The following is a 26,328-nucleotide window of genomic DNA, read 5'->3' as shown; positions in this document are numbered from 1 at the left end:
AAATACGGAGTTTCGGCCCGTATCGTAAGAGCGAGCCAAACGAAAGAAGCTTCCTCCGTGTTGAAAAAGCGCCTTGCCGTCGCCCTGACCGTATCCGGACTCCTTGTCGGAGCCACCGCCTGCGGGGCACCTGCCCAAACAGTGCCGTCATCGGCAACGGCTTCTGCATTGGCCACTACGGGTGCCGCTGGCTGGGACCTCGATCCCGCAACGGGCGCCCAGAGGATCAAGGCCGCCGGCTTGGACATTCTCACGGCCGAGGGCACGGCCGAGCATTACCACGCCCATCTGGACGTCCTTGTCGACGGCAAACCGGTCACCGTCCCGGCTGAGATCGGCTTCAGTTTCGGAGCCGACGGCCAGCCGAACGGAATTTCGGCCCTGCACACCCACGACACATCCGGCATCCTCCATATCGAGGCGCCCACGGCCGGACTGAAGTACACGCTCGGCCAAGTCTTGACCGAATGGGGAGTCTTGGACGGTAAGGACGCCACCGGAGCGCCGCATGGCGGAACCGGTGGCTGGACCGCCTACGTGAACGGGACAAAGCAAAATGCTCCTGTGACCGATGTGGTCCTGAAGGCTCATGACGAGATAGTGCTGTCCTTCGGTGCGGCGCCCTCCCCGATTCCTAGCTCGTACGCTTTTCCCGCGGGTCTCTAGGCTGCAAGTGATCTAGCCCACAAGGTTGCAACCTGCTTGCAACCTCCCCGCTCCTACGCTGAAGGCACAGCAAAGCCACCATCATGCGGAGCAAAGGAGCTACAGATGACTGTTTATGCACAGCCGGGTGCCGAGGGGTCGAAGGTCACGTTCAAGGACCGTTACGAGAACTGGATCGGCGGAGAGTGGGTTGCCCCGGTCAAGGGGCAGTACTTCGAGAACATCACCCCGGTGACCGGGACGGCCTTCTGCGAGGTTGCACGGGGCACGGCCGAGGACATCGAGCTGGCCCTCGACGCCGCACACAAGGTGGCTCCGTCCTGGGGTAAGACCTCCGCGACGGAACGCGCCGCGATCCTGAACAAGATCGCCGACCGAATCGATGAAAACGTCGAGCTGCTGGCCGTTGCCGAGACCTGGGATAACGGCAAGCCCGTCCGGGAAACCCTGAACGCGGACATTCCCCTGGCAGCGGACCACTTCCGCTACTTCGCCTCCGCCATCCGTGCACAGGAAGGCCACCTGTCCCAGCTCGACGAGGACACCACGGCGTACCACTTCCGCGAGCCGCTGGGCGTCGTGGGCCAGATCATCCCGTGGAACTTCCCGATCCTCATGGCCGTCTGGAAGCTCGCCCCGGCACTTGCCGCGGGCAACGCCGTCGTCCTCAAGCCGGCCGAGCAGACCCCGTCCTCCATCCTGGTCCTGATGGAACTGATCAGCGACCTGCTGCCCGCCGGTGTGGTCAACGTGGTCAACGGTTTCGGCGTCGAAGCCGGCAAACCGCTGGCATCCAGCCCCCGGATCCGCAAGATCGCTTTCACCGGCGAGACGACAACGGGCCGCCTGATCAGCCAGTACGCGTCCCAGAACCTGATCCCGGTGACTCTTGAACTGGGCGGCAAGAGCCCGAACATCTTCTTCGACGACGTCGCCGCGCAGAACGACGCGTTCTACGACAAGGCCCAGGAAGGCTTCACCCTCTTCGCCTTCAACCAGGGCGAAGTCTGCACCTGCCCCTCCCGCGCCCTGGTCCAGGAAGGCATCTACGACTCCTTCATGGCCGATGCTGTGACCCGCACCAACAAGATCATCCAGGGCAACCCGCTGGACACCGATACCCAGATCGGGGCCCAGGCCTCCAACGACCAGCTGGAGAAGATCCTCTCCTACATCGACATTGGAAAGCAGGAGGGCGCCAAGGTCCTCACCGGCGGTGCCCGGGCCCAGCTCGACGGTGACCTGGCCGGCGGCTACTACGTCCAGCCGACCATTTTCGAGGGTCACAACCGGATGCGGATCTTCCAGGAGGAGATCTTCGGCCCGGTGGTGTCCGTGACGAAGTTCAGCGACTACAACGACGCCATCGGCATCGCCAACGACACCCTTTACGGACTCGGCGCCGGTGTCTGGTCCCGCAACGGGAACGTCGCCTACCGGGCAGGGCGGGAAATCCAGGCCGGCCGCGTCTGGGTCAACAACTACCATGCCTACCCGGCCGGTGCCGCGTTTGGCGGATACAAGTCCTCCGGCATCGGACGCGAGAACCACGCCATGATGCTGGACCACTACCAGCAGACCAAGAATCTTCTGGTCAGCTACAACGAGAACAAGCTCGGCTTCTTCTAAGCCGAGCTAAACCCGGTGGGGAGCGATCAGCACAGATCACTCCCCACCGATCAACCCTGGCTACCCCTCAGCAGAGCAGCAGCATCCCATATCTCAGCACTTGGAACCCTCTAACGACGCAAGGATTTCGCCAATGACGACGACAATGCAAGCAGCCGTAGTAACTGATTTCGGAAAAGACCTTCAGATCCAGTCCCTCCCCATTCCTACTCCTGGCCGAGGAGAAGCGCTGGTCAAGGTCATCACCAGCGGCGTTTGCCACACAGACCTGCACGCGGCGGAGGGCGACTGGCCGGTCAAGCCCTCACCGCCGTTCGTGCCTGGCCATGAAGGGGTGGGCGAAGTGGTGGCCCTCGGTGAAGGCGTCACCGACCTGGCGGTCGGGGACCTCGTGGGCAATGCCTGGCTCTGGTCCGCCTGTGGCGACTGCCAGTACTGTCGCACCGGCTGGGAGACGCTGTGCGAGGCCCAGAAGAACGCGGGCTACAGTGTGGATGGCTCGTTCGGGGAGTACATGCTGGTGGACAGCCGGTTCGCCGCAAGGATTCCGGCGGGTTCGGACCCTGTGGAGGTCGCCCCGGTGCTGTGCGCCGGAGTCACCGTCTATAAGGGACTGAAGATGACCGAGGCCAAGCCGGGCCAATGGGTCACCATTTCCGGCATCGGCGGCCTGGGGCACATCGCAGTCCAGTACGCGGTGGCCATGGGCCTGCGCGTTGCGGCAGTGGACATCGCCGACGACAAGCTTGCTCTCGCCAAAAAGCACGGTGCCGAGCTCACGGTCAACGCACTGCACGAGGATCCTGCGGAAGTCATTCAGCGCGAAACCGGGGGCTGCCACGGCGTCCTGGTCACGGCAGTGCACCCGTCGGCCTTCGGGCAGGCGATCGGCATGGCCCGGCGCGGTGGGACCATCGTCTTCAACGGACTACCTCCGGGAGACTTCCCTGCACCGATCTTCGAGATCGTGCTCAAGGGCCTGACCGTCCGCGGCTCGATCGTCGGAACGAGGCAGGACCTGGAGGAGGCGCTAGACTTCTACGCGCAGGGCAAGATCCACCCGACCGTGTCCACACGTGAGCTCTCCGAGGTCAACGCGGTCTTTGATGAGATGAAGCATGCCAAGATCGATGGCCGTGTGGTGCTGAGGTTCTAATGCCTCGCAACAGGCTTGACGCCGCCGTGACGCTGCCCGGGGAAGACTTTTCCCGGGTGGCGCTCACCGCCGATTCCATCGACTTGCTCAAGAAGTTATGGGAGCAGCATGGGCCGCTCATGTTCCACCAGTCCGGTGGTTGCTGTGACGGTTCCTCGCCCATGTGCTATCCGGCGGGGGAATTCATTACAGGAGATTCGGACGTTTTGCTCGGCCTTTTCGACTTAGGGGACGATGACGGGCCCCAGCCTTTGGAGTTCTGGATGTCCCGGGAACAGTTCAATTACTGGTCCCACACCCACCTGACGGTGGACGTAGTGGCTGGCCGGGGGAGTGGCTTCTCAGTGGAGTCGCCGGAGGGCAAACGCTTCCTCATCCGCTCCACGTTGATGGACAGGGACGTCCCCAGACTCTGAGGCTGAGCAGTTCTCGCGTCTCACGATTTGGGACAAATGTGAGAGTCCATTGCTTGGACACTACCCTTGATGAGTCTGTTTCAAACACCCCATCAAGATTGTGGACTCTTCTATGAACCTCTTCCGGACCAAGTCAATCGAGCAGTCCATTGCGGACGCCGATGAACCCGGACGCAAGCTCAAGCGTTCCCTCAGCACCTGGGATCTGATGATCATGGGCGTTGCCGTCGCTGTCGGCGCCGGGATCTTCTCCGTCGGCGCCAAGGCCGCCGCAAACTTTGCCGGCCCTGCCGTGACGATTTCCTTCGCCGTCGCAGCCGTCACGTGCGCCCTGGCCATCATGTGCTACGCGGAATTCGCCACCGCCATCCCGGTCGCCGGGTCCGCCTACGTTTTCACCTACGCCACCATGGGTGAAGTCCTGGCCTGGATCATTGGCTGGAACCTCATTCTTGAGCTCTTCACTGCTGCCGCGGTCATCGCCAAGTACTGGGGCATCTACTTGAGCAAGGTGTTCGGACTCATGGGCGTAGATATGCCACCGGCCCTGAACATTGCAGGCGTTGACCTCTACTGGGGCGCGTTCCTCATTGTCGCGATCTTCACGGTTCTCTTGGTGCTCGGCACCAAGCTGTCCGCCCGCGTGGGCAACATCTTCACGTTGATCAAGATCGCCGTGGTGCTGTTCGTCATCGTCGTGGGCTTCACGTACGTGAAATTCTCGAACTACACGCCCTTTGTCCCGGCATCGCAGCCTACTGGTGGCACCGACGGTGCGGATGTCATGAAGCAGTCCTTCTTCGGCTTCCTCACCGGTGCGGTTCCGGCGCAGTACGGAACACTGGGCATTTTTGCCGGCGCAGCTTTGGTCTTCTTTGCGTTCATCGGCTTCGACGTGGTTGCCACATCCGCGGAAGAGGTCAAGAATCCGCAGAAGACCCTGCCCCGGGGCATCTTCGGCGGACTGGCGCTCGTGACGCTGCTTTACATCCTGGTCTCCTTGGCCCTGACCGGCATGGTGTCCTACACGCAATTGGCAGAAGCCAAGAGCCCCACCCTGACCACGGCTTTCGAGGCTGTTGGAAACACCGATGCGGCCAAGGTCATTGCCTTCGGTTCCCTGATCGGTTTGACCACCGTCATCATGGTGTTGCTCATGGGCTTGGCCCGCGTGGTCCTGGCCATGAGCCGCGACGGTTTGCTCCCGCGCTCGCTATCCAAGACGAGCGACAAGCGTTCGACGCCGGTCCGTCTCCAGATTATTTGTGGTGCAGCCGTGGCGATCGTGGCCGGCCTGACCAATGTGGATCTCCTTGAGGAAATGATCAACATCGGCACGCTCTCCGCCTTCGTCATGGTGAGCCTGGGCATCCTGGTCCTGCGTAAGAAGCGCCCGGATCTGAAGCCGGCTTTCCGGGTTCCGTTCGGCAAGGTGCTCCCGGTGATTTCGGCCGTGCTGTGCCTCTACCTGATGACGAATCTGGCCGTGGAAACCTGGATCTTTTTCGCCATCTGGATGGCAATCGGACTCGCCATCTACTTTGCCTACGGCCAGCGCCACTCCCGCCTGAACGAGAAGTTCGCCTCGGCGAAGGCCGCGGTCTCCGGCAACAGCACCAACCCGAGCGATTCAACTGGTTCCGGCTATTCCAGCGACTCCAGCGACGACGAGGACAGCCTCAGCAAGGTCTGACCCGCGACCGGTGTGATTTCTGCCGCTGGACTCACGGCCCCCTCGAGCTTAGGACGCAGTTCCCAGGGAACCCCGTCACTAGGTCTTGAGGGGGCCGTCTGTCCCTCCACACAGTCACGGCTCCAGCAGTTAGTGCTCCGACGGTTACGGCTCCGACGGTTAGGGGGCTGCGTGCTCGTTGACCCAATCCACAAGCGGCCGCAGTACCTCCCACCGCTGGGCGATCTCTTCCTTGGCTGAGGGCTGAGACATCCATTCCGGTTCCCCCAGGGTCACGCCGGCAGACAGGGATTTGTGCTTCAGGAGCTCGGCACGCGGATGGTCTTTGTCGAAACCGCGCGGCACGGTCTTGAGTTTCTCGCCTTCCACGGCGAAACCGGCCGCGGCGATGTCATCGACGATTTTCTGGAGTTCCTCTCCGCTGGCCGGGGCATCCGTGGCGGCGCGGAACCGGGCAATCTGCTCCGGGGTGCGCGAGTGGCATCCGCCGCCCACCAGCAACCCGTCCGCACTGAGCTGAAGGTAGAAGCCCACACCCTCCTTGTCGGCAGCAAAAGCTCCCTGTGCGGTCTTGTACGGGGATTTGTCTTGGGAGAATCGGACATCTCTATGAGGGCGGAAAATCTTCCCCGGCCCGAACCGCGGCTCAAGCTCCTCCAGTAACAGCGTCAATGGCTCTTTCACAGCGGAGTCGTAGATGTCCTTGTGCGCCAGCCACCATTCGCGGTTGTTGTTCTCTTCAAGCTCGGCGTAGAACTCGATGGCGGCGGCGGGGATCCCGGTAAATGTGCTCATGAAAGGATCCTATGGATGACATGGCCGGGCTAGCCAGAGTCATTGTCGGCTATGTGGAAAACCCCGTGGAAAACTCTCCGTGGAACCCGCCCCGGAGAGGCACACCCCTGGATCCATGTCTACGAACAGATCCAGCTCGCAAAGAAGGGCCACCGCCCTGCCGCGGCCGCAGCGTCAGCGGTAGACGCGGTGGCGGGCAGACCCGGCCAGCCCTAGCCTCTGGACCGGCGTGGGACTCCGCTCCACGCAAGGTTGAAAAGCTTGGCGGTATTGGAGGCAGGCCGGGCCGGCTCGCCGGGGGCCGCCGGATAGAGGCTCTCTGCTTCGGAACGCTTCCGGGCCAGGAGTGCAGGCAGGTTCGCCGCCATCGGACCTGCCTGCGTCGGCATGGCGGGGCTGTCCCCGTCCAGCGCCAGCGGCCATCCGCTGCCCAGCGCCGTCACTGATTCATGTTTGACATCGTAGTAGCCCTTCTTCATTCCCACGGCAATGCCGCGCGCCCCGGCGGCTGCCGCCAAGAGGTGGAGGTGGAAACGGCTGGTGACCCAGGTTTGCTGGTCGGAGAGCGGCAGGCCGTGCGTCCAGACATGGAGGAACGGCACGAATCGTTCCTCCGGGATGAGGTCCGCCAGGCGCTCGTAGGCGGTCCGGTCAAAGCCTGGGATGGCCTCGACGTAATAGGCGTCGATGCCCTCACTGATGGCCCGCTCGACTTCGGCGCGGGCCAGCTCTACGGCTGACTCGAACCGTCCGGGATCCACCATGTCGTTCTGGATACACACGTATAGCCCCGGGGCCGCGTCGGCCCGGGCGACTTCCGCCTCGGCGCCGAGGAAGGCATCGTCGAGGCCGAGGTCCAGTCCGTACGTCGCCGCGCTAGGCTCGTCCCGTGCACGGGCATAGCTGAACCCCCCGAACAGAGGCGTTTCCTCGAAGGCCGGCGACAGAGCCGGCATGAGGCCTTGTCCGGTGGCGAAAAGCCGGGCGCCGGTCAATTCGCCGACGGCCCTCATGCCGACAACCAAGCCGGCGTGGTGAGGCCAGGTTTCATTGACGTAACCGCCCCCGATGAGGTGGAGCGACTCGGCTTCCCGCATCTTGAGAATGCCCAGATCGTAAGCCGGAGTGCCGAGGCCTGTGACTCGATCGCGGATGTTCTTCGCGGCCACTTCGGCGGGCAGTTCTGCGTTCTCGTGCACCAGACGCCAGAGCGTATTGGTGACCCGCAGTCGGGGGTGCAGGCCTTCAAAAAGTAACTGCGCCATGCCGGGCTGGGGGCTGTCCAGCCAGACATCGGCATCGGGCCGGGCCACGGCGAGGTGTCTCAGCCACGCAGCGGCAATGAACTCGTCGCCGAAGTTAGGGTGGCCGGATGTGCCGACGAGGTAAATGATTCCCGAATTCATTTACACGACTATAGTGCGCAACCCCGTCCCGGCGGAAAGTGGAACACCCCGCCACGGAAGTTCCGTGGCGGGGTGTTTCGTTGTGGCCAGGGGCCGATGGCGGTTGTTAGAGCTTGTTGGCTGCCTCTGCAGCCGACTCGCCTTCGCCCGCACCGAGGTTGGCGCGGAGCTTGGCGCCGAGTTCGGAGTCGACGTTGGTCCAGTACTGGATGGCGCGTTCCTTGATGCCGGCGCTCTTGACGCCGCCCACAGCGCCCGTGATGGTGTCCAGCAAACGGGCCTTGGCGCCGTCGTCGTACACCTCGCGGTAAAGAGCGCCCGCCTGGACGAAGTCGCCGTCCTCGGCGTGCAGGGAGTGTGCGGAGAGCGTCAGCTCGCCGTCGTTCTCCCAGCCACCGGCCGGGTTCTGCGGTTCAACGGCAGCCGGGCCGCCCACGGAGTTCGGCGCGTAGACCGGAACCGAGGGAGCGTTGAACAGGTAGCGTCCCGCGCCGTCCTGGCTGTAGTTGTTGACCTGGCTCTTCGGCTGGTTCACCGGGATCTGGGCGTGGTTGGTGCCGACCCGGTAACGGTGTGCGTCAGCGTAGGAGAAGATGCGGGCCTGCAGCATCTTGTCAGGGGAGGCTGCGATACCCGGAACGAAGTTCGACGGCGCAAAGGTGGCCTGCTCGATCTGTGCGAAGTAGTTCTCCGGGTTCTTGTTGAGCTCCATGGTGCCCACGTGGATCAGCGGGTAGTCCGCGTGCGGCCACACCTTGGTGAGGTCGAACGGGTTGAAGCGGTACGTCTTGGCGTCCTCGTAGGGCATGACCTGGACGTGCAGTTCCCAGGACGGGAAGTTGCCTGCAGCGATGTTTTCCTGGAGGTCGCGGATGTAGAAGTCCGCGTCCGAGCCGGCAAGCTCTTCAGCCTGGTCGCCGGTGATGGTCTTGACGCCCTGGTTGGACTTGAAGTGGTACTTGACCCAGAAGCGCTCGCCCTCGGCGTTGATCCACTGGTACGTGTGCGAGCCGTAGCCCTGCATTTCACGCCAGGAGGCCGGCAGGCCACGGTCGCCCATGAGCCAGGTGACCTGGTGTGCGGACTCGGGGGAGAGGGTCCAGAAATCCCACTGCATGTCGGCGTCGCGCAGGTGGGTGCCCGGGAGGCGCTTCTGGGAGTGGATGAAGTCCGGGAACTTGATGCCGTCGCGGATGAAGAACACCGGGGTGTTATTGCCCACGAGGTCGTAGTTGCCCTCGGAAGTGTAGAACTTGACGGCGAAACCGCGGGGATCGCGCCAAGTGTCCGGGGAGCCGTTCTCGCCTGCAACGGAGGAGAAACGGATGAGCATGTCCGTCTCGACGCCGGGCTGGAACAGGGCTGCCTTGGTGTACTGCGAAACGTCCGAGGAAGTCTTAAAAGTACCGAAAGCGCCGCCACCCTTGGCGTGGACAACACGCTCCGGGACGCGCTCGCGGTTGAACTGTGCGAGCTTTTCCACCAGGTAGTGGTCGGTCAGGATGATGGCACCATCGGCGCCAACGGACTTGGAATGCGCATCCGAGGTGACGGGTGCGCCCGACTGTGTTGTCGAAATGTTCGCGGTCATCGTTCTCCTATTTCGTGGGTTACTTGCGTTTGAGTAGGAAGCTGTTGTTTGGCCTGGCAGTCCTGGCAGATGCCTTGGTACAGCACATCTGCGATCTGGATGGTCATGGGTTTGGAGTGCTCATCCCAGTGCGGGGTGAGGCAAGGAGCATGGCCTACGGCGCAATCGACGTCCTCCACCCGGCCGCAGCTGATGCAGACGGCGTGGTGGTGGTTGTCCCCCACCCGCGTCTCGTACAGCGCGGGGGAGTGGGGCGGCTCGAAGCGTCGCAGCATCTGTAGGTCCGTGAGGTCGCTCAGCACCACATAAACAGACTGCGCTGTCAGTTCGGGAAGATCCTTGCGCGCGGCAGCCAGGATGCCTTCGGCAGGGGAATGCGGGTTGTGCTGAACGGCAGCGAGAACCGCCAAACGCTGTTTGGTCACTCGGCGTCCGTGGGAATGCAGGGCGGAAGCCCACGCTTCCTGGTCTGCCGTGTGATCTGCCATACCCCCATTGAAGCACTTATTATGAGTTCTTCACAATAAGGCGAGGCTAACTTCAGATGAACTTAGCAGGCGTTCGAGGGGATTGGCGGCTTCGGCGGCCGAGCGTCCCAGCACGTGCAACTCCAGTCCGGCGGAGCCGCCTTCCGAGGCGACACAGCTGAATCCGCTGATTCCGCTTCCCGAAGGCAGGCGCTCCACCGCTGCACCCAGGGCAAGAACGGCCGACGGCGTCAGGTCAGCAATCGAAGCGACAGCCGGCTCAGGAGCCAGCACAGTATGGCGGACGCCGGCTGGGTGAACGGGGACCCCGCTCCGGACCCTCGGAAACGGAGCGGGCAACAGTTCAAGGGGAGCCCCAGACGTCGAGGACGACTGTGCTGCCCTGCGCAAGGCGCCCCGCATTCGGATGTCGAGTTCTACCAATGGTCCAGGAGCAACACGGCGGTGGGCCGGTAGCCCAAGCTGCCCTCCCGGCGTCGTACGCTCTCCGTCCCAACGCCCGAACAAATGGAAGGTCGGCGTGGAAGATTCGGCAACCGGCTCGCCGATCGCGGCACCGAGGGGGTGCCAACGATGCGCGAACATGAGGGCGCAACGGGTACTTCCGAGGACCTCTGACAAGGCGTGGCGGGCGACGGTGTGGCAAAACAACCAGTCGGACGCGGAAGCGGACTCGAACGGCGTGGCCGGGTCGCTGAGCCGGATAAGGACATGTCCCTCGGTGAGGGGGGTGCGCGGACGCGCGATTTCCCAGATTCCCGAACGGAACAGGAGACGCCGCTCCAAACCCAAACCCAAACCGGTTCCTTTCACAACTCCGGACCCTACCAAGCACGGGGCACCGCCGGCGGGCTGACGCGTCGCTTCCGGAAAGGGGGACGCTTCGCCTCCGGGTCGGCGAACGCGCTGATGGGTAGGGTTGGACGGTGGCAAAACTCCTCGCTGACATGACTCCCCTTCGCGAAAGCCCTGCATTCCGCCGTTTGTGGCTCGGGTCTTCCGTGTCCATGATCGGATCCCAGTTGACGCTCGTTGCCGTCAGCCTCGAGGTCTACAGCATCACCCAGCAGAGCCTCTACGTAGGCCTGCTCAGCGTCTTTGCCCTGGTTCCACTGGTGATCGCCGGCTTGTTCGGTGGTGCCATTTCCGATGCCTACGACCGCCGGAAAGTCGCGATCGCGTCTTCCCTCGTTTTGTGGGCCTGCAGCGTTGCCCTCGCACTCCAAGCGTGGTTCCAACTCAACAATGTCTGGATCTTGTTTGCGCTCGTTGCGATCCAAAGCGGAGCGCAAGGCATCAACGGGCCCGCACGCAGCGCCATTATTCCCTTGCTGGTCCGCAAGGAGCTACTGCCCGCGGCCAACGCGCTGAGCATGCTCAACATGGGCATTTCCATGACGGCGGGCCCCTTGCTGGCTGGTGTGCTGGTTGCGTCGAGCGGTTTTGGCTGGACCTACACCATCGATGCCGTCAGCTTTGCCTTCGCACTGTGGAGCCTATTCAAGCTTCCGCCTCTGCCCGCAGGCGAGAACGCGTCGGCACCCGGCCTGCGCTCCGTCGTCGAGGGCTTCCGCTTCCTGGGCACCCGGCCCAACCTCCGCATGACCTTCATCATCGACCTCATCGCGATGATCTGCGCCCAGCCGCGCGCCCTCATGCCGGCCATCGGCGCCACCATGATCGGGGGTGGTGACACCACTGTGGGCGTGCTGCTTGCCTCCGTAGCTGTGGGCGCCTTCCTTGCGGGACTGTTCTCCGGACCTTTGGGAAGGGTGAGGCGCCAGGGCAGCGCGGTGGTGTGGTCAGTCTCGGGTTGGGGCTTGTCCATCGCCGCCTTCGGCCTGGTGGTGGTCCTCGCGGGCGATGCCGGGCGTGACGGCGTGACGCCTTGGATCATCCCTGCCGCCATCTGTTGTGCTTTCGCCGGCATCTCGGACTCCGTCAGCGCGGTTTTCCGCACCACCATCCTGCAATCGGCCACTCCGGACCACATGCGGGGACGGTTGCAAGGCGTGTTCATCGTGGTGGTTGCCGGAGGTCCGCGCGTGGGGGACATGCTCGCTGGTGGCGTCACCAAAGCACTCAGTGAAGGCTGGGTGCTGCTTCTTGGCGGTGTGCTGTGCGCGATGTTGGCCTGGCTCGTGGCCCGCCGGCAGCGCGGCTTCCTCGAGTACGACTCCGTTCACCCCGTGCCCTAGCCCGGCGCCGCGTTCCGCGACCCGGCGACCAGCCGCGGGCGGCAGGAACGTCCGGGCCGCCGTCGGCGTTAATCGGAACAGAACCAGCATGAAACGCGGGACAACAGCGGGAAAACTGCAAGAAAGTAGTGAAGTGCACAATCATCACAATGGCCTGAAGACCGCAGCGCTATTCGGCGTGCTCTGGGCGGTGTTGCTCGGACTTGGCGCCGTGATCGGTGTGGGCACCCGCAGCGCGTCGCCCATCTGGATCATGGCCCTGATCGGTATCGCGACAACGGCTTATGGATATTGGAACAGTGACAAGATCGCCATCCGCTCCATGGCCGCCTACCCGGTTTCGGAAGCGCAGGCTCCCCAGCTGTACCAGATCGTCCGGGAGCTCTCCGTGCGGGCAAACCAGCCTATGCCGCGGATCTACATTTCGCCGACCATGACGCCTAATGCCTTCGCCACGGGACGCAATCCGAAGAATGCCGCCGTGTGCTGCACCGCGGGCATCCTGAACCTACTCGACGCCCGCGAGCTCCGCGGCGTCCTCGGGCATGAACTCATGCACGTCTACAACCGCGACATCCTCACCTCGTCCATCGCGGCCGCCGTCGCCGGCGTCATTACCTCGGTGGGCCAGATGCTGCTGTTCTTCGGCGGCGGGGACCGGCGGAACGCCAATCCGATTGCCATGATCGCCATGGCGCTCCTCGCGCCGTTCGCCGCGTCGCTGATCCAGCTCGCCATTTCGCGCACCAGGGAGTACGACGCCGACCATGACGGCGCCGAGCTCACCGGCGATCCGCTGGCGCTCGCCTCAGCCCTGCGCAGGATCGAGGCAGGCGTGAAGCAGGTGCCGTTGCCACAGGACCAGCGCCTCGTGAATACTTCGCACCTCATGATTGCCAACCCGTTCCGCGGCGGTGCCATGACCAAGCTGTTCGCAACCCACCCGCCCATGCGCGAGCGTATCGAGCGGCTTGAGCGGATGGCCGGGCGGCCGCTTTCCTAGGTAGCCGTTCCTTAAGTCACCGTACTGGTTCCGCGTTCGACGACGGGCGGCTTCATGCGAACAAGCCCTCACCAATGAAGCCGCCCGCCTTGATGCCCGGGGGCACGGCGAACAGGCCGGAACCGGTGTGCTTGAGGTACTCCAGGGCCAGTTTGTCGCTCTTTGCCATGGCCATCTGCATGGGTACGTAGTGCGTCCGCGGGTCCTTGACGAAGGCGATGAAGAACAGTCCTGCGTCGAGGTGGCCGAGCCCGTCCGAACCATCGGTGTAGTTGTATCCGCGGCGGAGCATCTTCACGCCGTTGTTCTGGTCCGCGTGCGCCAAGCGGACGTGTGAATCGACGGCGATCAACGGTTCGCCGTCGCGGCCCTTGATCGCGAAGTCGGGCGCCGTGAATTCCTCCCCGCCGGACAAGGGCGCTCCAGCACCCTTGGTGCGGCCGATCAGTCCTTCCTGTTCCCGCAACGAAGTTCGGTCCCAGATCTCGATGTGCATCCTGATCCGCCGGGAGACGAGATAGCTGCCGCCAGCCATCCAGGCTTCGCCCGAACGGTTTCCGGCGGTGGCCCACACGTGCTGGTCGAGCAGCGTGGGTTCCTCCGCCTTGAGGTTGGCCGTGCCGTCCTTGAATCCGAAAAGGTTGCGTGGGGTAGTTTGGGCCCGCGACGTGGACGAGGTCCGGCCAAAGCCGAGCTGGGACCAGCGGACGCGGACCTTGCCAAAGCCGATGCGGGCGAGGTTGCGGATCGCATGCACGGCAACTTGGGGATCGTCAGCGCAAGCCTGGACCACAAGGTCACCCCCGGTACGTTCTGGTTGAAGGGCGTCGCCGGGGAAGTGCGGCAAGTCGACCAGGGCGTCGGGACGGCGTCCGTCCAAGCCAAATCGTGCCTTGCCGCCCTTTTCGAAGAGGCCCGGGCCAAATCCGAAGGTCAGGGTCAGCTTGCCGGCTGCGAGGTCGAGGGCCTCGCCGGTGTCTTCCGGCGGAGCACCGTACGGGCCGTCGACGGCGCCAGTACGGCCCGTTGTGCGGCCGGCGGTCATTGCTTCGGCCGCGGCAGTCCAGTCCTTCAGGAGTTTGATCACCGCCGCCCGGTCTTCAACGGTGACGTCGAAGGCGGCCATGTGGAGGCGGTCCTGGGCCGGCGTGACGATCCCTGCCTGGCGTTCACCGTAGAACGGAACAACATCGCTTGCCATGCTGGCCGGGGCCGCAACGGCTGCTACGGCATCATGGCTCAAGAAGCCGGCGGCAAGGCCTGCCACGGCACCGGCACCGCCCACGCCCGCGAGGGAAAGCAGACCTCGACGCGACATGCCCGGCTTGGCGGATCCGACGTCGGACGCGGGTGCCGACGCGGCCGCGGACTCGGGACCGGCGGCAGGTGCGGACCCGAGGGCAGGCTGGGTGCCGCCGTCGGGCGCGTCAGGGGACTTGCCGCCGAAAGGGCAGCCGCTCACAGGACCACAGCTGAGGTGAGCTTGGACAGTGGCTCTCCAAGGGCGTCGACGAGCGCGGCGAGCTGCTGGACCTGAGCCGGGCTGAGTTCGTTGTAGTACGCGAAACCGTCGCCCTTGGCGTGCTTCTTGAGCTCGGCTTGCAACGCTGCGAACTTTTCGTCGAGGCTCGTGGCTAGGGCGGCGTCCTTCTGCGCGAGCGCCGGCTTGAGGTTTTCGAAGGCGATTCGCGCGCCGTCGACGTTGGCCTGGAAATCCCAGAGGTCCGTGTGGGACCAGATTTCTTCCTCGCCCGTGACTTTGCCGCGTGCGACTTCGTCCAGGAGTTCCTTGGCGCCGTTGCCGAGCTTGTCTGCGGAGAGCTCCACGGTCCGGGTGCGCTTGCTGAGCTCCTCGGTGTCAGCCACGAGTTGTGTGGCGATCTTGGCGCGCTCTGCGGCGGTCAGCGTGGTGTAACCCGTCGGCGGGAACAGGTCCTTCTCCGCGCGGTGCCAGCCGGTCCATTCCTGGCCTGGCTCAAGATCGGCTTCGCGGGCGTCGAGCTTGGGGTCCAGGTCGCCGAACGATTCCGCGACGGGTTCGATCCGCTCCCAGTGCATGCGGGTTGCAGCATAGAGGGCGCGCGCTTTTGTAGCATCCCCTGCGGCGTAGGCGTCAGCGAAGGCCTTGGTGCCGGTCACGAGCTGCTCGGTCTGGTCCTTGACGTATGCCGCGTACTGTTGGACGCCGGTGTCCAGGAGCTTCTGGAAATCGGCGTCGACGGCGGACTTGTTTCCGGAATCCGTCACCTCAAAGGCGGAGCGGATGCCGTCGCCCTGCATGCCGGGCTTGCACGCGGTGGTGTACTTGCCTGCCGGGGCAGTGACCACCAAGTTGCGGGTCAGGCCGGGGCCGATGTTCTCCACTTCGCCAACGATCCGCAGGCCGTCCTCGGCGAGGAGATAGAACTCGGTGATTTCCGTGCCATCGTTCTTGACCGCGAAGCTCAGGTTGCCGCTGGGGACGCTGCCGGTGGAAACCTTGCATTCGGTCTTGGTGCTGGTGACCTGGATCGGTCCGGCGGAGGCGCTGGAACCGGCAGGCTTTGCGTTGTCCGTGCACCCGGCGAGTACAAGGGGAACGGCCGCGGCTGCGGCGACAAGGGCGAGAGACTTCCGGTGACGGGAAGCCATTTTGGGCAGGCTCATTTTGGGCAGGCTCATTTTGGGCAGGGGAGTGCCGGGCATGGGGTTTTCCTTCTGTTTTGGGGGTGCGGGAACGGTTAGGCGGTGGTGGCGGCCCGGGAAGCGCGGGCGCTGTCCGTGACGGTGGCGTCGCTTGCCGAGGACTTTGCCGGTGCGGGGCTGTTGGCTCGGATGTAGAAGTAGAGCACCGGGATCACGTACAGCAACCAGGCTGCGGCTTCGAGCCAAGTCGTGGCGGGCGACAGGTTGAGGGTGCCCTTCAGCAGTGTTCCGTACCAGGACGACGGCGGGATGGCGGCGGAGACGTCGAAGGCGAGGCTGTGGAGCCCTGGCAGGATTCCAGCCTCCTGAAGGTCGTGGATGCCATAGGCGAGTACGCCGCCGGCGATCACGATGAGGCCGACTCCGGTCCACGTGAAGAAGCGCGAGAGGTTGACCTTCAGGACTCCGCGGTGCAGCAGGTATCCAAGCCCGGCGGCAACGGCCAGGCCGAGCAACGCGCCGATCAAGGGCTGCGTTGACTCACCGGCCGCTTGGGCCGCGGCCCAGAGGAACAGCGCCGTCTCGAGTCCTTCGCGGCCCACCGCGAGGGCCGCCACGACCACGAGACCCCACGCGGCGCCGTCGGCCATTTTGTCCACCTGGGACTTGAGCTCACCGCCGAGGCTGCGGGCAGTCCGTGCCATCCAGAAGACCATCCAGGTGACGAGTGCGACGGCGACAATGGACAATCCGCCGCCGATCGCCTCTTGCGCAGCGAAGGTCAGCCCCTGCGGACCGAAGGTGAGCAGGGCACCGAAGGCGATGGACACGGCCACGGCGATTCCGACCCCGGCCCAAAGCCGGGGGAGCAGGGAGCGGCGCCCGGTCTTGACCAAGTAGGCCATGAGTAGGACAACAACGAGTGTGGCTTCAAGGCCTTCGCGCAGGCCGATCAGGAAGTTGGCGGTCATGTGGAATCCTTCGTTAGGGGAGCCACACTTAGGCTCGCCTAAGGAAGAACAGTACCTGTTTGACGCGATTACGCAAATAAAACGTGTTCTAATTATCGGAAAAATTACGGCGTGCGATGAGCGAAGTCGTCACGCCACGCAGGTTTTGGCTCTCGTGTCCGGCAGTGCCGTGGAGTTCCCGCGGTTCCTTGCCTGGCGGGCGATCAAAAAGTTGCGTGGCGTGACAGGCCCCTCACGCAATGAAACGACGACGGCGCGTTGCCCGCTCAGGGGGCAATGCGCCGTCGTCGTACTTCCGAAGCTTAGCTGCGGAAGTTTACGAACTGGAGATCGGCCTCTTCGAACTTCTTCAGGATGTTCATGGTTTCCTGGAGGTCGTCGCGGGACTTCGAGGTGACGCGGAGTTCGTCGCCCTGGATCTGGGACTTGACGGACTTCGGGGCCTCATCGCGGATGATCTTGTTGATCTTCTTTGCGATGTCCTGGGCAATGCCCTCCTTGATGGAGCATTCCAGGCGGAATTCCTTGCCGGAGGGGAAGGGCTCGCCCTGGTCGAGGGACTTCAGGGAGATGCCGCGCTTGATGAGCTTGGACTGGAACACGTCCAAAACGGCGAGAACGCGGTCCTCGGAGTTGGCCTTCAGGAGGATCTTTTCGCCGCTGAAGTCGATCTCGGCGCCGACGCCCTTGAAGTCATAACGCTGCGCGATTTCCTTCTGGGACTGGTGGAGCGCGTTGGCAACTTCCTGCTTATCTACCTTGCTGACGACGTCGAATGTGGATTCGCCTGCCATGACTCTCCTCTTGATCGGTGGTGTGGCCCGGAAACGGGCGGTTTTGTCTGCCATCCAGCCTAGTACGGAAGCGCCCTGTGTGTGCCGTACGTTCACAGTTCGCTCACAGCCGACGCAGGGCCGGAACCGAGACTGCCCGGACAGAGTTGTACCAGTTGGAACAGCCCATCCTGAAAGGGAGCACTATGAGCCACCGAGCCGTCCGATACGTCACCAAGTCAGCTGCTGCCGCCGCCGGTTCAATCGGAGTCGCTGCTGCTACCGCCGCAAGTGCGGTTGCGGCAGCGGCACTCGCCGCTTCCGTGGTCCTGAGCCCGGTCCCGGACGCAGCATCCCGGATGGATGGTGTCCACGCTGACCTGCTGCGGGCGGTGCAGCTCAACCAGATCACGATGGAGCAAGCCGTCAGTTTCGAGGCCAAGCTGGCTGGCCGGATACTCGGCGATGCATGAGATTTCGGCTAATTTTGGGCCTCCCAGGCCTCGATTCGATTCTTCGGCGGAAGTTCTGTAAGGTTGTCTTGCTCGCGCTTACCGGATCGGAAACGAAACGATGATCGGGAGTGACTTCTTTGAAGTTCGGCAGATTACCCGAGCGGCCAAAGGGGGCTGACTGTAAATCAGCTGGCAACGCCTACGGGGGTTCGAATCCCTCATCTGCCACAAAATTAAATCCCCGGAACCACATGGTTCCGGGGATTTTTTTGTTTGTCCGGGTAGTTTGGGACGGGCGGTTCGACGCGGAAAATCCTCTGGGACACAGATGGACCCTCGACACCGGAATTCGGGTGTCATCAGCGATTAGGGGTGTCGGCGGTGGATTTCCGTGTCGCCGGTCTCCTGGCCGCGCTTTCCTGACCTTCTTTGCCGCGTACCAGCGTCGAAATAACGCGACTCGCCGCGTCGCAAACGCTTTCCGAATCTAAAGAAGGTCGCGACGGCGCGTGGTCACCCCGGTGGGGGACAGCTAGCTCGCGCTGCCCGGCTCCAGCCAGTATCCATCCATGTGGTGCACCAGTTGGCGGCCCAAGCCGCCGGACAACTGGATCCACAGGGTGCTGCGGTCACTGGTCATGCCGTCCAAAGTGCCAACGATCCTGTTGCCCCGGGTGTCCTGCAGGACCAGCTCTTGGTGAAGCGGAAGTTCCGGCCACACATCAACGTGTACCTTGGCGGTTTTGGTGGTGCTCACTGGATCCCCTTAATGCCTTCTGCAATTTGTTTTCAGACATTCTGCCGGTGGCACGTGAACCGGCGGTAAACGTCAAGCCATGCAGCGACACACAAAACAAAGCTATTGCCGAATGTTACTCGGGAGTAACATGGTGGTCATGCATCTGCTTCTCCGAACCCTCTTGCTCTTGTTCACTTCGTCCAAGCGGAGCCGACTCAGCGTTTGGGATACCTCGTCGCTGCCCATGCGCGTGCTGCCTACGGACATCGATATCGCAATGCATGTCAATAACGGCATGTATTTCTCGTTGATGGACCTGGGACGCTTCGACCTCATGGTGCGTGCAGGGATCTGGCAAAAGATGCGGCGCCGCCGCTGGAGTCCGGTGGCTGCGGGGGAGACCATCGCTTTCCGGAAGTCCCTGCAGCTCTGGCAGCAATACACCATTGAGTCCAAGATCATCGGACTTGATTCCAAGGCCATCTATTTTGAGCAACGCATGGTGGTGGATGGCGAGATCTATGCCCGCGCGCATATTGCCACGCGGCTTGTCGCCAAAGGGCGGCCCGTGAGCCAGGAGGAAATCCTGGCTGAGTTCGGCGAGCCTCCCGCGGACCTCGAGCTTCCGGAATGGATCCACGAGTGGCGGGAGAACAATGGGCTCCCCGGCGCCCGCAAGGCCGCCCCGCACCTGTGGCGCTAGTCCCGCCCCGCACCTGTGGCGCTAGTCCCGCTCCGCACCTTGGGTCCGCGCGCCCTCACGCGCTGCTACGCCCCGACGTCGCGCCTTTGCAGCGCAACCGCGCTCAGCAACACCAGCCCCGCCGAGATTCCCCATAGCCAGCCGGCGGCGGCCCAATCCGCCCCATTGGTCACCGGTGAGTTGCCGTAGGCCCAGTGATACGGGGAGAGATTGAGCAGCCAGTTAAGGTCCGGGCTTTGCCTGCCCACGGCGTTGAACACGTAACCCAACACGCCGATGGCCGCCCCCACCGCGAGCCCGTATGCTTTCCGCCCTGTCAGTGCTCCGGCAAAAAGTGCCCCCGTGCCGCTGAGGAGCGCGAGGCCGGCAAACATGACCGTGGCACCGAACAGGTTTTGCGGGTTGATTTTCAGCTGCGCCGATTCGTTGAGCGTGAGTATCAGCACGTGGACCAACACCGCGAGCAGGACCACGCGCAACGCCATGGCCAAGGCTCGCTCCAGCGCGACCTGGATCCTGGTCACCCCGTGGGCAAGCGTGAGTTCCAATTGTCCGGACTCCTCGTCACCGGCTACTGCGGCAGCGCCCCAGGAAACGGTGGCGATTGTCATGAGGAGGAAGCCGATGAGCCCGAACACCGTGGCTTGGGTGTACCCGGTCCCTGTGGCGATCTGGTCGTAGTTCAAGGCCTTGGTCATTTCCGGTGGCAAGGCATTGATCATGCCCTGCATTTGCGAGCTTCCGCCGATCGAAGGGAAGAGAGGGAGGTAGAGCGCGATCGCAGCCGCTAATCCGCCCGCCCAGCCTAGGGTTGAACGCCAAGGGTCCAGGAAGGCCCGCCTGAAGAGAGGCAGTTTCCTATTCATCGCCGGCTCCTTTCAATGCCTCCAAAGGCTTGCGTCCAGCGCCGTTTCGCTTGCCGTTTCCAGGCATTCCGTACAGCTTCAGCACCGATTCCTCCAAGTCCGGCTCTTCCAGCACCAGGTCCTTCAGCTCAAGCATGGACAGTGCCTGTATCAACGGTTGGATGCCGCCTTCCAGAACCGCGGAGACCTCGACGCCGTCGCCAACTTCGAGCACCTCAAGGGCCCCGACGCCGGGTACCCGGCTTAGCAGCGCACCGGCGTCGTCCGCTGTGATGCCGCTGGCGGTGAGCCGCAAGTGCCGAAGTGCGGTCTCTCGGAGGGCATCCACGGTGGCTACCGTGACGATCTTGCCGTCCCGCAGGATCGCCACCTCGTCCGCGGCCTGCTGGACTTCGCTGAGGACATGCGAACTCAGGAAGACGGTCTGTCCGTTGTTGCGGACTTCCCTCACCATGGCCAGGAACTCCTGCTGGACCAAGGGATCCAGCCCGCTGGTAGGTTCGTCCAAAACGAGGAGCTCGGGGCTGTGCATGAACGCCTGGACCAGCCCAAGCTTCTGCTTGTTGCCTTTGGAAAGCTTGCGTGTGTGGCGGTCGAGGTCCAGGTCCAAACGTTCCGCGAGTTCGTCGATACGTCCGGGTTTCACTGGGCCGCTAATCGCCGCGTAGTGGTCCAGGAGCCTGCGTCCGGTGATGCGCTGTTCCAGGAATAGCTCGCCCGGGAGATAGCCGATCCTGCGTCGCAGTTCGGGTCCGGCGTGGCGCGGATCTTCGCCGAGCACCTGAACATGTCCACCGCTTGGGCGGATGATGTCCAACAGGCAGCGCATGGTGGTGGTCTTCCCCGCACCGTTGGGGCCGATGACGCCGAATACGCTGCCCGGTTCCACGCTGAAGTCGATGCCGTGCAGGACTTCCCGACGGCCGAACTGCTTGCGCAGGCCTTCGACGACGATTGCCTGTTTCATGATGCGGTCTCCGTTCCAGTGGGTGCCGGTGCCGGTGCAGGCGCCGGTGCCTCCAGGGCTGCGCGCGCTGCATCGAGGAACCGGGTGTCGGTGTAGAAACCGTGGGTGTAGAGGTCGACGGTGGGGAGCGTCAACGCGCGGAGCATGTCAGGACCCAGCTCGCTCGTCCCGACTGCCCGGGCCGCGTGCCTGCCGAGCACCAGCGTCGAAAGGCTATTCGTCGCGACCACGACGGCGGTGGTTGCCACGTCGTCGAAGGCCCGGACGGTGCCGCCCGCGATTCCAGCCTCGATGATGGCCCGGGTTTGGGCCACCACGGCGTCAAAGAAGGCGTCGCCGGCGTCGGACTGGTCGCTGAGGGACTGCCGGACGTAGGCGATCTCGTGGGCGTATTGCTCGGGGTGTGACAGGAACTCCTGAATCTGCGTCCCCACCTCTTGAGGGTCGGTTTTCCGGATGCCCTGTCCCGCGGTTTCGGCCAACACATAGCTGTCGCAGACTTCCCGGAGGCCAGCTTTGCTGCCGAAATGGTGGATCACAAGGCCAGGGCTGACTCCGGCCTCAGTAGCGACGGCGCGGATGGTGGCGGCGGAGAAGCCTTGCCTTCCGAACAGGGCAATGGCGGCGTCCCGGATGCGGGCGCGGGTGCTGAGATCGTCAGCTATTGAACGCATGTTTAAGATGCTAAACAGTTGTTCAACGGCTCGCAAGAGTTTGGTGATATTCCCTCAGGGACTCGGCTCGGTCGGGTCCCAGCGGCCGTCGTCGTGCTTTATTCCCGGTTTGCCGGGTAGCGAACAAAGGCGACTTCGCCGGCGCGGTCGCGTACCGTGGAAGCATGGCTACAGTTGACATCACCGGCGAGCAGTTCGCATCGACCATTGAGGGCAATGACATTGTCCTGGTGGATTTCTGGGCAGCGTGGTGCGGCCCGTGCAGGCAGTTTGCCCCTACATATCAAGCCGCTTCCGAGAAGCACGACGATGTTTTCTTCGCCAAGGTGGACACCGAGGCCGAGCAGCAGCTCGCGGCCGAAGCCGGCATATCTTCCATCCCCACGCTCATGGCGTTCCGCGAAAAAGTCCTCGTGTTCTCCCAGCCGGGCGCACTGAACGGACCCCAGCTGGAGCAGGTCATCGAGGCCGTCAAGGAACTCGATATGGATGAGGTCCACGCGCACATCGCAAAGCAGCGCGCAGAAAACTCTTAGAAGTGGATTCGGCTGCTCCCGCGGGAGCAGCCGAAGCTAGTTAAAGGCGCTCGAGCTTGACCGGTTCTGCCAGCAGCGCGCTAAGCGATTCGTTGAGGTCCTGGACGGCGATCCCTTTGGAGTGGATGTCGAGGTGCTCCTCGGAGGCCCACTGCTCGGTCAGGACCACCTTGTCCTCGTTGGCCTCGGTGAGCTCGTAACGGAAGCAGCCCGGCTCGTTCACCACCTCGTCGATCGCGATTTCCAGCGCGAGCTTGACGCGGAAGAATTCGCCGTCGTTGGGAATGAACGTGGCCTGCAGGTCGATGGGTGCACTCATGGGCTTCACCTTACCGGCTGGTCTGGCCAGCCTTCGAAATATTTTGTAGGACTTCCAAGCAAAAGTCTTCTCTCGGACCGGCTCAGTTGGTAGCGTGCGTTCATGCTTTCCTACACAGCCGGGGACACTGACGTCCCGCTGCTTGAAGAGACCATCGGCGCCAACTTCGAGCGCGTCGCGGCGCAGTTCCCGCTAAGGGATGCGCTCATCGAAGCGGCTCCCGTGCCGGGCGGTGAGGCCCGGCGCTGGAGCTACGAAAAACTGAACGACGACGTCGATCGGCTCGCGCGTGCGCTGCTCGCCGTGGGCGTTGCCAAGGGTGACAGGGTGGGCATCTGGAGCCCGAACTGCGCCGAATGGACCATCCTGCAGTACGCCACGGCGAAGGCGGGCGCGATCCTGGTCAACGTCAACCCGGCGTACCGCAGCCACGAACTCGAATTCGTGGTCCGCCAGAACGGCATGCGGATGCTGGTGGCCGCGCCGTCTGACAAGAACAGCGACTATGTGGCTATGGCCCGTGGGGCTTTGGGTAGCTGCCCCGAGCTTCGGGAGCTGGTTTTCCTTCCCGATTTCGGACTGGACATGCTCAACGCAGGCGGGCCACAAACTGACGCCGAGCTGACGTACGCCGAACTGCTCAAGCGGGCGGACGACGTCGCGCCCTCAGCGCTCAAGGCGCGCATGGCCGAACTGGGCCCGCACGATCCCATCAATCTGCAATACACCTCGGGGACCACAGGCTTCCCCAAGGGCGCCACGCTCACGCACCACAACATCCTCAACAACGGCAACCAGATCGGCAGGCTGCTGGGTTACACGGAACGCGATCGGGTGGTCCTTCCGGTGCCGTTCTACCACTGTTTTGGCATGGTGATCGGGAACTTGAATGCCCTCAGCTACGGCGCGGCCACCATCATTCCCGGCCGAGGATTCACCCCGGCGGCAGCCTTGGAAGCCGTGCAGGATTTTGGCGGGACCTCCCTGTACGGGGTGCCCACCATGTTCATCGCCGAGCTGGCTTTGCCCGATTTCGCTTCCTATGACCTTTCCACGCTGTGCACCGGCGTCATGGCCGGCTCACTGTGCCCCATCGAGGTCATGGAAAGAGTCATCGAGGAGATGAACATGCGGGACGTGGCCATTTGCTACGGAATGACCGAGACTTCGCCCGTGTCCACGATGACCCTGGCGGCTGACACACTGGAGCAGAGGACCACGACAGTAGGGCGCACCATGCCCCGCCTCGAGTCCAAGATCGTGGATCCCAGCACCGGCGAAACCATGGAACGGGGGGAGATCGGCGAACTGTGCACGCGAGGTTACGCCGTGATGGCCGGGTATTGGGGCCAGCCGGAGAAAACGGCCGAGGCAATCGACGACGACGGCTGGATGCATACCGGTGACCTCGCCCGGATGGACCCTGACGGTTTCATCGTGATCGAGGGCCGCATGAAGGACATGGTCATCCGCGGAGGCGAGAACGTCTATCCACGCGAAATCGAGGAGTTCCTCTACCGGCATCCCGCCATTCAGGACGTCCAGGTGATCGGAGTGCCTGATGCCAAGTACGGCGAGGAACTCATGGCCTGCATCATCCTCAAGCCAGGAGCGGCTTTGGACTTGGCTGGAGTCCAGGAGTTCTGCCGCGGCAGGCTGGCCCACTACAAGATCCCGCGCTACGTGGACATACGGGAGAGCTTCCCCATGACCGTGTCCGGCAAGGTACGCAAGATCGACATGCGAGAAGAGGCGATCGCTCGCCTGGGACTCTAGTCGTCAGGGCTGTTTGACCAAGTCGAAGCGGGCTTCTTTCTCGCAGATTGACGTGATCTTGATGGTGTAGCCCTCATAGGTGATCTCGTCGCCAACCGATATCGAATAGAACCCTTCCGGACTGCGGCCTGTGGCGTGCGCAGTGACGGCAATACGGCCCGGCTCTCCGGGAGCGTTCTTGGCGGCAATAACAAAGCCCGGCCCGGGGCTCCCATCAGGAAAATCGGGTAACAAGGGATCCGGGTACGGGATGCTCATCCGGAAAATGTACTTGCCGATGTCCGTGCAGGATGAGTCCATGGTGGTCTCCTTTGTGGGTTCACGCGTCTGGGGTGTGCCGGTGGAACAGCTTGTCAATGCGAGAAGGACGAGCACGCACGTAGCTAGGATTGATCTCATTTGTGATTCACCACCGCGCCCTGTGTGCAGTACTTCTTATAATCGTCCCTGGAGATGGAGACATCGTTTTCCGCTCCGCCCCAAGGGTTGCCCAAAACGATATTGCCACTGGCATCAGTTCCCTTGACGAAGAAGACATGGGCGCCCACCAAGCCTGGATTGCGCCCATGGTCGTCCGGACTTGGGACGCTCGTGGACACCACCACAGTTTTTCCTTCCGCTACGGCGCCCCACGTAGCGTCGGCTCCGTCGAGGACCTCCGGCTTGGTCCCGGTGAAGTAGGGGGCCAGTTTGTCCGGGAAGTCGCCCTCTATCGCCCTGTATTCACCCGGGTGGTACCCGTCGGAGTCGTCGTTGTACACCTGGGCAAAGGCCTTTTCGAAGTAGCCGGGCCAGTTGGCGGCATTCGCATCGTCCATGTTGCCGCCTCCGTTGGCGCCCTTGTAGTGGTGGCCGTCCTGGGTGGGAAGATCTTTGGTCACGGTGACCCATTGCTCGTGGCCGTCGCTGTCGTAGAGCTTGACGGACACGGTGCCGTTGCCGTTGTCAGAAATGTGGCTCGACACGAAACCCGGGTCACTCTTGGCCAGGGCGGCAAGGGTTGCCATGGTGCCGCAGTCACCGTAGCCCTGCTGGTGGACCTCTTGGTAGCTTCCGCTGCCAAGCCCACCGGCGGGATTTTTGAACGTTACGGCCTGCCCTTTCCTGGAGTCGGCGGCTGCGCGAGCAGCGTCACCGCCGGCTTCGGCGTTGGGTTGGGCGAACGGGAAAAGGGCTTTGATTCTTTCCACCTGCTCGGGCGACGCCTTCGAAAGGAGTTGGTCAAGCAACGCCTGGCGTTCGAAAGGGGTGGTTCCCTGCCATTCGAGGATTCCTTTTCCGTCCTGAGCTGCGCCGCCTGCCAGGGTCCGCAGTTGCTCATCTGTCAAGGATTCCAGGAATTGGTTGAGTTGAGCGGGTCTGAGTTTGCCCAAGGCATCGCGAAGTGCGGTGACGTCGCGGTCATTTCCCATCCAGAAGTTGTTCGCATCCCCGGCCTTGTCCACGAGTTCTTTGAGTCTCTGGACCTCATCCTGGCTCAAGTTGGCAGTTCCGGGATCGGGATTTCGTCGAGTCCCGATTTGCTCGGCCGGTGGAAGGTCTTGCGGAATCGTTGGTCTTCCAGTTCCGGCTGCGAATTTCGGTCCGCCGAACCCGCCGGAATCTGCGCTCGCCTTTTCCTGTTCGTCGGCGTTGGCTCGGACCGATTTTCCGGCCGCGGCCAGTCCGAGGATCACCTGGTTCAGCAGCGCCCGATGTTCTCGGTTCCACGTTGCGCGGTACCGGTCCGCGTCCGAACCTTTCCATTCCGTGGACCCGTTGAGCTGGTTTGTCAGCGCGGTTCTAGCCGCCTCCAACATGGCCGAAGACTTGCTGAGCTGCTCAGCCAGATTGCCTAGTTGGCCAACGTCCGCACCGTAAAGTCCTGCCACGAATCCCCCAAG

At 63.1% G+C, this 26,328-nt stretch carries 27 protein-coding genes and 1 tRNA gene; 12 read left to right on the top strand and 16 right to left on the bottom strand.

The window, feature by feature from the left end:
* Positions 1-57 precede the first annotated feature (57 nt).
* The 5 genes from HNP00_RS09700 (at position 58) to HNP00_RS09680 (ending at position 5,560) form a co-directional block, all read left to right on the top strand.
* Entirely contained in the window at positions 58-666 is a 609-nt protein-coding gene (locus HNP00_RS09700) for a hypothetical protein (RefSeq protein ID WP_311770543.1), read from the top strand.
* A gap of 105 nt (positions 667-771) precedes the next feature.
* The gene (locus HNP00_RS09695; protein WP_184738417.1) at positions 772-2,295 is read left to right on the top strand and encodes an aldehyde dehydrogenase family protein; all 1,524 of its coding nucleotides are present in this window, start codon (positions 772-774) and stop codon (positions 2,293-2,295) included.
* Positions 2,296-2,428: 133 nt separating this feature from the next.
* Positions 2,429-3,451 (top strand): alcohol dehydrogenase AdhP, encoded by a 1,023-nt coding sequence (gene adhP, locus HNP00_RS09690; protein WP_184738415.1) that lies wholly within the window; start codon positions 2,429-2,431, stop codon positions 3,449-3,451.
* A complete protein-coding gene (locus HNP00_RS09685) occupies positions 3,451-3,867 on the top strand; it encodes a DUF779 domain-containing protein (protein WP_184738412.1) in 417 nt (138 codons plus the stop codon). Before adhP ends, HNP00_RS09685 begins: the two co-directional genes overlap by 1 nt.
* A 112-nt stretch (positions 3,868-3,979) precedes the next feature.
* The gene (locus tag HNP00_RS09680) at positions 3,980-5,560 is read left to right on the top strand and encodes an amino acid permease (RefSeq protein WP_184738410.1); all 1,581 of its coding nucleotides are present in this window, start codon (positions 3,980-3,982) and stop codon (positions 5,558-5,560) included.
* A gap of 159 nt (positions 5,561-5,719) precedes the next feature.
* On the opposite strand, the gene HNP00_RS09675 is transcribed toward HNP00_RS09680, so the two are convergent.
* The 5 genes from HNP00_RS09675 to HNP00_RS09655 form a co-directional block, all read right to left on the bottom strand.
* Positions 5,720-6,355 carry a DUF2461 domain-containing protein gene (locus HNP00_RS09675; protein WP_184738408.1) on the bottom strand — a complete coding sequence of 212 codons (636 nt, stop codon included), beginning with the start codon at positions 6,353-6,355 and terminating at the stop codon, positions 5,720-5,722.
* Between the two features lie 212 nt (positions 6,356-6,567).
* The gene (locus HNP00_RS09670) at positions 6,568-7,761 is read right to left on the bottom strand and encodes a polysaccharide pyruvyl transferase family protein (protein ID WP_184738405.1); all 1,194 of its coding nucleotides are present in this window, start codon (positions 7,759-7,761) and stop codon (positions 6,568-6,570) included.
* 106 nt (positions 7,762-7,867) lie between these two features.
* Positions 7,868-9,352, bottom strand: a complete 1,485-nt coding sequence (locus tag HNP00_RS09665; RefSeq protein ID WP_184738403.1) for a catalase — start codon at positions 9,350-9,352, stop codon at positions 7,868-7,870.
* Entirely contained in the window at positions 9,349-9,840 is a 492-nt protein-coding gene (locus HNP00_RS09660; protein WP_184738401.1) for a Fur family transcriptional regulator, read from the bottom strand. The genes HNP00_RS09665 and HNP00_RS09660 overlap by 4 nt, the downstream gene beginning before the upstream one ends.
* Before the next feature lie 30 nt (positions 9,841-9,870).
* On the bottom strand, positions 9,871-10,638 hold the full coding sequence (locus HNP00_RS09655) for a hypothetical protein (RefSeq protein WP_260404882.1): 768 nt from the start codon (positions 10,636-10,638) through the stop codon (positions 9,871-9,873).
* 128 nt (positions 10,639-10,766) lie between these two features.
* Here HNP00_RS09655 and HNP00_RS09650 point away from each other — a divergent pair, with 128 nt between their 5' ends.
* Together HNP00_RS09650 and htpX are read left to right on the top strand one after the other, a co-directional pair.
* A complete protein-coding gene (locus tag HNP00_RS09650) occupies positions 10,767-12,038 on the top strand; it encodes an MFS transporter (protein ID WP_184738399.1) in 1,272 nt (423 codons plus the stop codon).
* 133 nt (positions 12,039-12,171) lie between these two features.
* Positions 12,172-13,041 (top strand): zinc metalloprotease HtpX, encoded by an 870-nt coding sequence (htpX, locus tag HNP00_RS09645; protein WP_184738397.1) that lies wholly within the window; start codon positions 12,172-12,174, stop codon positions 13,039-13,041.
* Between the two features lie 52 nt (positions 13,042-13,093).
* On the opposite strand, the gene efeB is transcribed toward htpX, so the two are convergent.
* The 4 genes from efeB to HNP00_RS09625 form a co-directional block, all read right to left on the bottom strand.
* Positions 13,094-14,503: an iron uptake transporter deferrochelatase/peroxidase subunit gene (efeB, locus tag HNP00_RS09640; RefSeq protein ID WP_184738395.1), complete on the bottom strand. Its 1,410-nt coding sequence runs from the start codon at positions 14,501-14,503 to the stop codon at positions 13,094-13,096.
* On the bottom strand, positions 14,500-15,672 hold the full coding sequence (efeO, locus tag HNP00_RS09635) for an iron uptake system protein EfeO (RefSeq protein ID WP_395893811.1): 1,173 nt from the start codon (positions 15,670-15,672) through the stop codon (positions 14,500-14,502). The genes efeB and efeO overlap by 4 nt, the downstream gene beginning before the upstream one ends.
* 89 nt (positions 15,673-15,761) lie before the next feature.
* Positions 15,762-16,637, bottom strand: a complete 876-nt coding sequence (efeU, locus tag HNP00_RS09630) for an iron uptake transporter permease EfeU (RefSeq protein WP_184738392.1) — start codon at positions 16,635-16,637, stop codon at positions 15,762-15,764.
* Between the two features lie 302 nt (positions 16,638-16,939).
* A complete protein-coding gene (locus tag HNP00_RS09625; protein WP_184738390.1) occupies positions 16,940-17,431 on the bottom strand; it encodes a YajQ family cyclic di-GMP-binding protein in 492 nt (163 codons plus the stop codon).
* Positions 17,432-17,616: 185 nt separating this feature from the next.
* On the opposite strand from HNP00_RS09625, the gene HNP00_RS09620 reads away from it, so the two are divergent.
* Both HNP00_RS09620 and HNP00_RS09615 read left to right on the top strand, forming a co-directional pair.
* Positions 17,617-17,883 (top strand): hypothetical protein, encoded by a 267-nt coding sequence (locus HNP00_RS09620; protein WP_184738388.1) that lies wholly within the window; start codon positions 17,617-17,619, stop codon positions 17,881-17,883.
* Positions 17,884-18,011: 128 nt separating this feature from the next.
* A tRNA-Tyr gene (locus HNP00_RS09615) sits at positions 18,012-18,093 on the top strand.
* Positions 18,094-18,397: 304 nt separating this feature from the next.
* On the opposite strand, the gene HNP00_RS09610 is transcribed toward HNP00_RS09615, so the two are convergent.
* Positions 18,398-18,622 carry a hypothetical protein gene (locus tag HNP00_RS09610; RefSeq protein WP_184738386.1) on the bottom strand — a complete coding sequence of 75 codons (225 nt, stop codon included), beginning with the start codon at positions 18,620-18,622 and terminating at the stop codon, positions 18,398-18,400.
* A 139-nt stretch (positions 18,623-18,761) separates the two neighbouring features.
* On the opposite strand from HNP00_RS09610, the gene HNP00_RS09605 reads away from it, so the two are divergent.
* Complete coding sequence (locus HNP00_RS09605) at positions 18,762-19,307, top strand: thioesterase family protein (RefSeq protein WP_184738384.1); 546 nt, start codon at positions 18,762-18,764, stop codon at positions 19,305-19,307.
* 65 nt (positions 19,308-19,372) lie between these two features.
* On the opposite strand, the gene HNP00_RS09600 is transcribed toward HNP00_RS09605, so the two are convergent.
* From HNP00_RS09600 to HNP00_RS09590, 3 genes are read right to left on the bottom strand one after another with little or no spacing between them, the layout of a single operon-like run.
* Positions 19,373-20,173, bottom strand: coding sequence for an ABC transporter permease subunit (locus HNP00_RS09600; RefSeq protein WP_184738382.1), 801 nt, complete (start codon positions 20,171-20,173; stop codon positions 19,373-19,375).
* Positions 20,166-21,140 carry an ABC transporter ATP-binding protein gene (locus HNP00_RS09595; protein WP_184738380.1) on the bottom strand — a complete coding sequence of 325 codons (975 nt, stop codon included), beginning with the start codon at positions 21,138-21,140 and terminating at the stop codon, positions 20,166-20,168. Before HNP00_RS09595 ends, HNP00_RS09600 begins: the two co-directional genes overlap by 8 nt.
* Positions 21,137-21,814 (bottom strand): TetR family transcriptional regulator, encoded by a 678-nt coding sequence (locus HNP00_RS09590; protein ID WP_184738378.1) that lies wholly within the window; start codon positions 21,812-21,814, stop codon positions 21,137-21,139. The genes HNP00_RS09595 and HNP00_RS09590 overlap by 4 nt, the downstream gene beginning before the upstream one ends.
* Positions 21,815-21,978: 164 nt before the next feature.
* Between HNP00_RS09590 and HNP00_RS09585 the strand changes: the two genes are divergently transcribed.
* Positions 21,979-22,350 (top strand): co-chaperone YbbN, encoded by a 372-nt coding sequence (locus tag HNP00_RS09585; RefSeq protein WP_184738376.1) that lies wholly within the window; start codon positions 21,979-21,981, stop codon positions 22,348-22,350.
* Positions 22,351-22,390: 40 nt separating this feature from the next.
* Here HNP00_RS09585 and HNP00_RS09580 read toward each other — a convergent pair whose 3' ends face one another.
* Positions 22,391-22,669: a putative quinol monooxygenase gene (locus HNP00_RS09580; protein WP_184738374.1), complete on the bottom strand. Its 279-nt coding sequence runs from the start codon at positions 22,667-22,669 to the stop codon at positions 22,391-22,393.
* 102 nt (positions 22,670-22,771) lie between these two features.
* Here HNP00_RS09580 and HNP00_RS09575 point away from each other — a divergent pair, with 102 nt between their 5' ends.
* On the top strand, positions 22,772-24,445 hold the full coding sequence (locus HNP00_RS09575; RefSeq protein WP_184738372.1) for an AMP-binding protein: 1,674 nt from the start codon (positions 22,772-22,774) through the stop codon (positions 24,443-24,445).
* A gap of 3 nt (positions 24,446-24,448) precedes the next feature.
* Here the strand turns inward: HNP00_RS09575 and HNP00_RS09570 are convergent, their stop codons facing one another.
* Both HNP00_RS09570 and HNP00_RS09565 read right to left on the bottom strand, forming a co-directional pair.
* A complete protein-coding gene (locus tag HNP00_RS09570) occupies positions 24,449-24,745 on the bottom strand; it encodes a hypothetical protein (protein ID WP_184738369.1) in 297 nt (98 codons plus the stop codon).
* A 95-nt stretch (positions 24,746-24,840) separates the two neighbouring features.
* Complete coding sequence (locus HNP00_RS09565; protein ID WP_184738367.1) at positions 24,841-26,316, bottom strand: hypothetical protein; 1,476 nt, start codon at positions 26,314-26,316, stop codon at positions 24,841-24,843.
* Positions 26,317-26,328 lie beyond the last annotated feature (12 nt).

This window comes from Arthrobacter sp. AZCC_0090 (assembly GCF_014207375.1).
Classification (GTDB): domain Bacteria; phylum Actinomycetota; class Actinomycetes; order Actinomycetales; family Micrococcaceae; genus Arthrobacter.
The sequence above is the reverse complement of the archived record's forward strand: the minus strand, read 5'-3'. Positions and strand labels throughout refer to the sequence as shown.

What these genes read in the sequence shown, in the direction of transcription:
- HNP00_RS09695 (WP_184738417.1), top strand. Translation starts at nt 772, where the DNA reads ATGACTGTTTATGCACAGCCGGGTGCCGAGGGGTCGAAGGTCACGTTC.
- adhP (WP_184738415.1), top strand. Translation starts at nt 2,429, where the DNA reads ATGACGACGACAATGCAAGCAGCCGTAGTAACTGATTTCGGAAAAGAC.
- HNP00_RS09685 (WP_184738412.1), top strand. Translation starts at nt 3,451, where the DNA reads ATGCCTCGCAACAGGCTTGACGCCGCCGTGACGCTGCCCGGGGAAGAC.
- HNP00_RS09680 (WP_184738410.1), top strand. Translation starts at nt 3,980, where the DNA reads ATGAACCTCTTCCGGACCAAGTCAATCGAGCAGTCCATTGCGGACGCC.
- HNP00_RS09675 (WP_184738408.1), bottom strand. Translation starts at nt 6,355, where the DNA reads ATGAGCACATTTACCGGGATCCCCGCCGCCGCCATCGAGTTCTACGCC.
- HNP00_RS09670 (WP_184738405.1), bottom strand. Translation starts at nt 7,761, where the DNA reads ATGAATTCGGGAATCATTTACCTCGTCGGCACATCCGGCCACCCTAAC.
- HNP00_RS09665 (WP_184738403.1), bottom strand. Translation starts at nt 9,352, where the DNA reads ATGACCGCGAACATTTCGACAACACAGTCGGGCGCACCCGTCACCTCG.
- HNP00_RS09660 (WP_184738401.1), bottom strand. Translation starts at nt 9,840, where the DNA reads ATGGCAGATCACACGGCAGACCAGGAAGCGTGGGCTTCCGCCCTGCAT.
- efeO (WP_395893811.1), bottom strand. Translation starts at nt 15,672, where the DNA reads ATGGCTTCCCGTCACCGGAAGTCTCTCGCCCTTGTCGCCGCAGCCGCG.
- efeU (WP_184738392.1), bottom strand. Translation starts at nt 16,637, where the DNA reads ATGACCGCCAACTTCCTGATCGGCCTGCGCGAAGGCCTTGAAGCCACA.
- HNP00_RS09625 (WP_184738390.1), bottom strand. Translation starts at nt 17,431, where the DNA reads ATGGCAGGCGAATCCACATTCGACGTCGTCAGCAAGGTAGATAAGCAG.
- HNP00_RS09620 (WP_184738388.1), top strand. Translation starts at nt 17,617, where the DNA reads ATGAGCCACCGAGCCGTCCGATACGTCACCAAGTCAGCTGCTGCCGCC.
- HNP00_RS09605 (WP_184738384.1), top strand. Translation starts at nt 18,762, where the DNA reads ATGCATCTGCTTCTCCGAACCCTCTTGCTCTTGTTCACTTCGTCCAAG.
- HNP00_RS09600 (WP_184738382.1), bottom strand. Translation starts at nt 20,173, where the DNA reads ATGAATAGGAAACTGCCTCTCTTCAGGCGGGCCTTCCTGGACCCTTGG.
- HNP00_RS09595 (WP_184738380.1), bottom strand. Translation starts at nt 21,140, where the DNA reads ATGAAACAGGCAATCGTCGTCGAAGGCCTGCGCAAGCAGTTCGGCCGT.
- HNP00_RS09590 (WP_184738378.1), bottom strand. Translation starts at nt 21,814, where the DNA reads ATGCGTTCAATAGCTGACGATCTCAGCACCCGCGCCCGCATCCGGGAC.
- HNP00_RS09585 (WP_184738376.1), top strand. Translation starts at nt 21,979, where the DNA reads ATGGCTACAGTTGACATCACCGGCGAGCAGTTCGCATCGACCATTGAG.
- HNP00_RS09580 (WP_184738374.1), bottom strand. Translation starts at nt 22,669, where the DNA reads ATGAGTGCACCCATCGACCTGCAGGCCACGTTCATTCCCAACGACGGC.
- HNP00_RS09575 (WP_184738372.1), top strand. Translation starts at nt 22,772, where the DNA reads ATGCTTTCCTACACAGCCGGGGACACTGACGTCCCGCTGCTTGAAGAG.
- HNP00_RS09570 (WP_184738369.1), bottom strand. Translation starts at nt 24,745, where the DNA reads ATGGACTCATCCTGCACGGACATCGGCAAGTACATTTTCCGGATGAGC.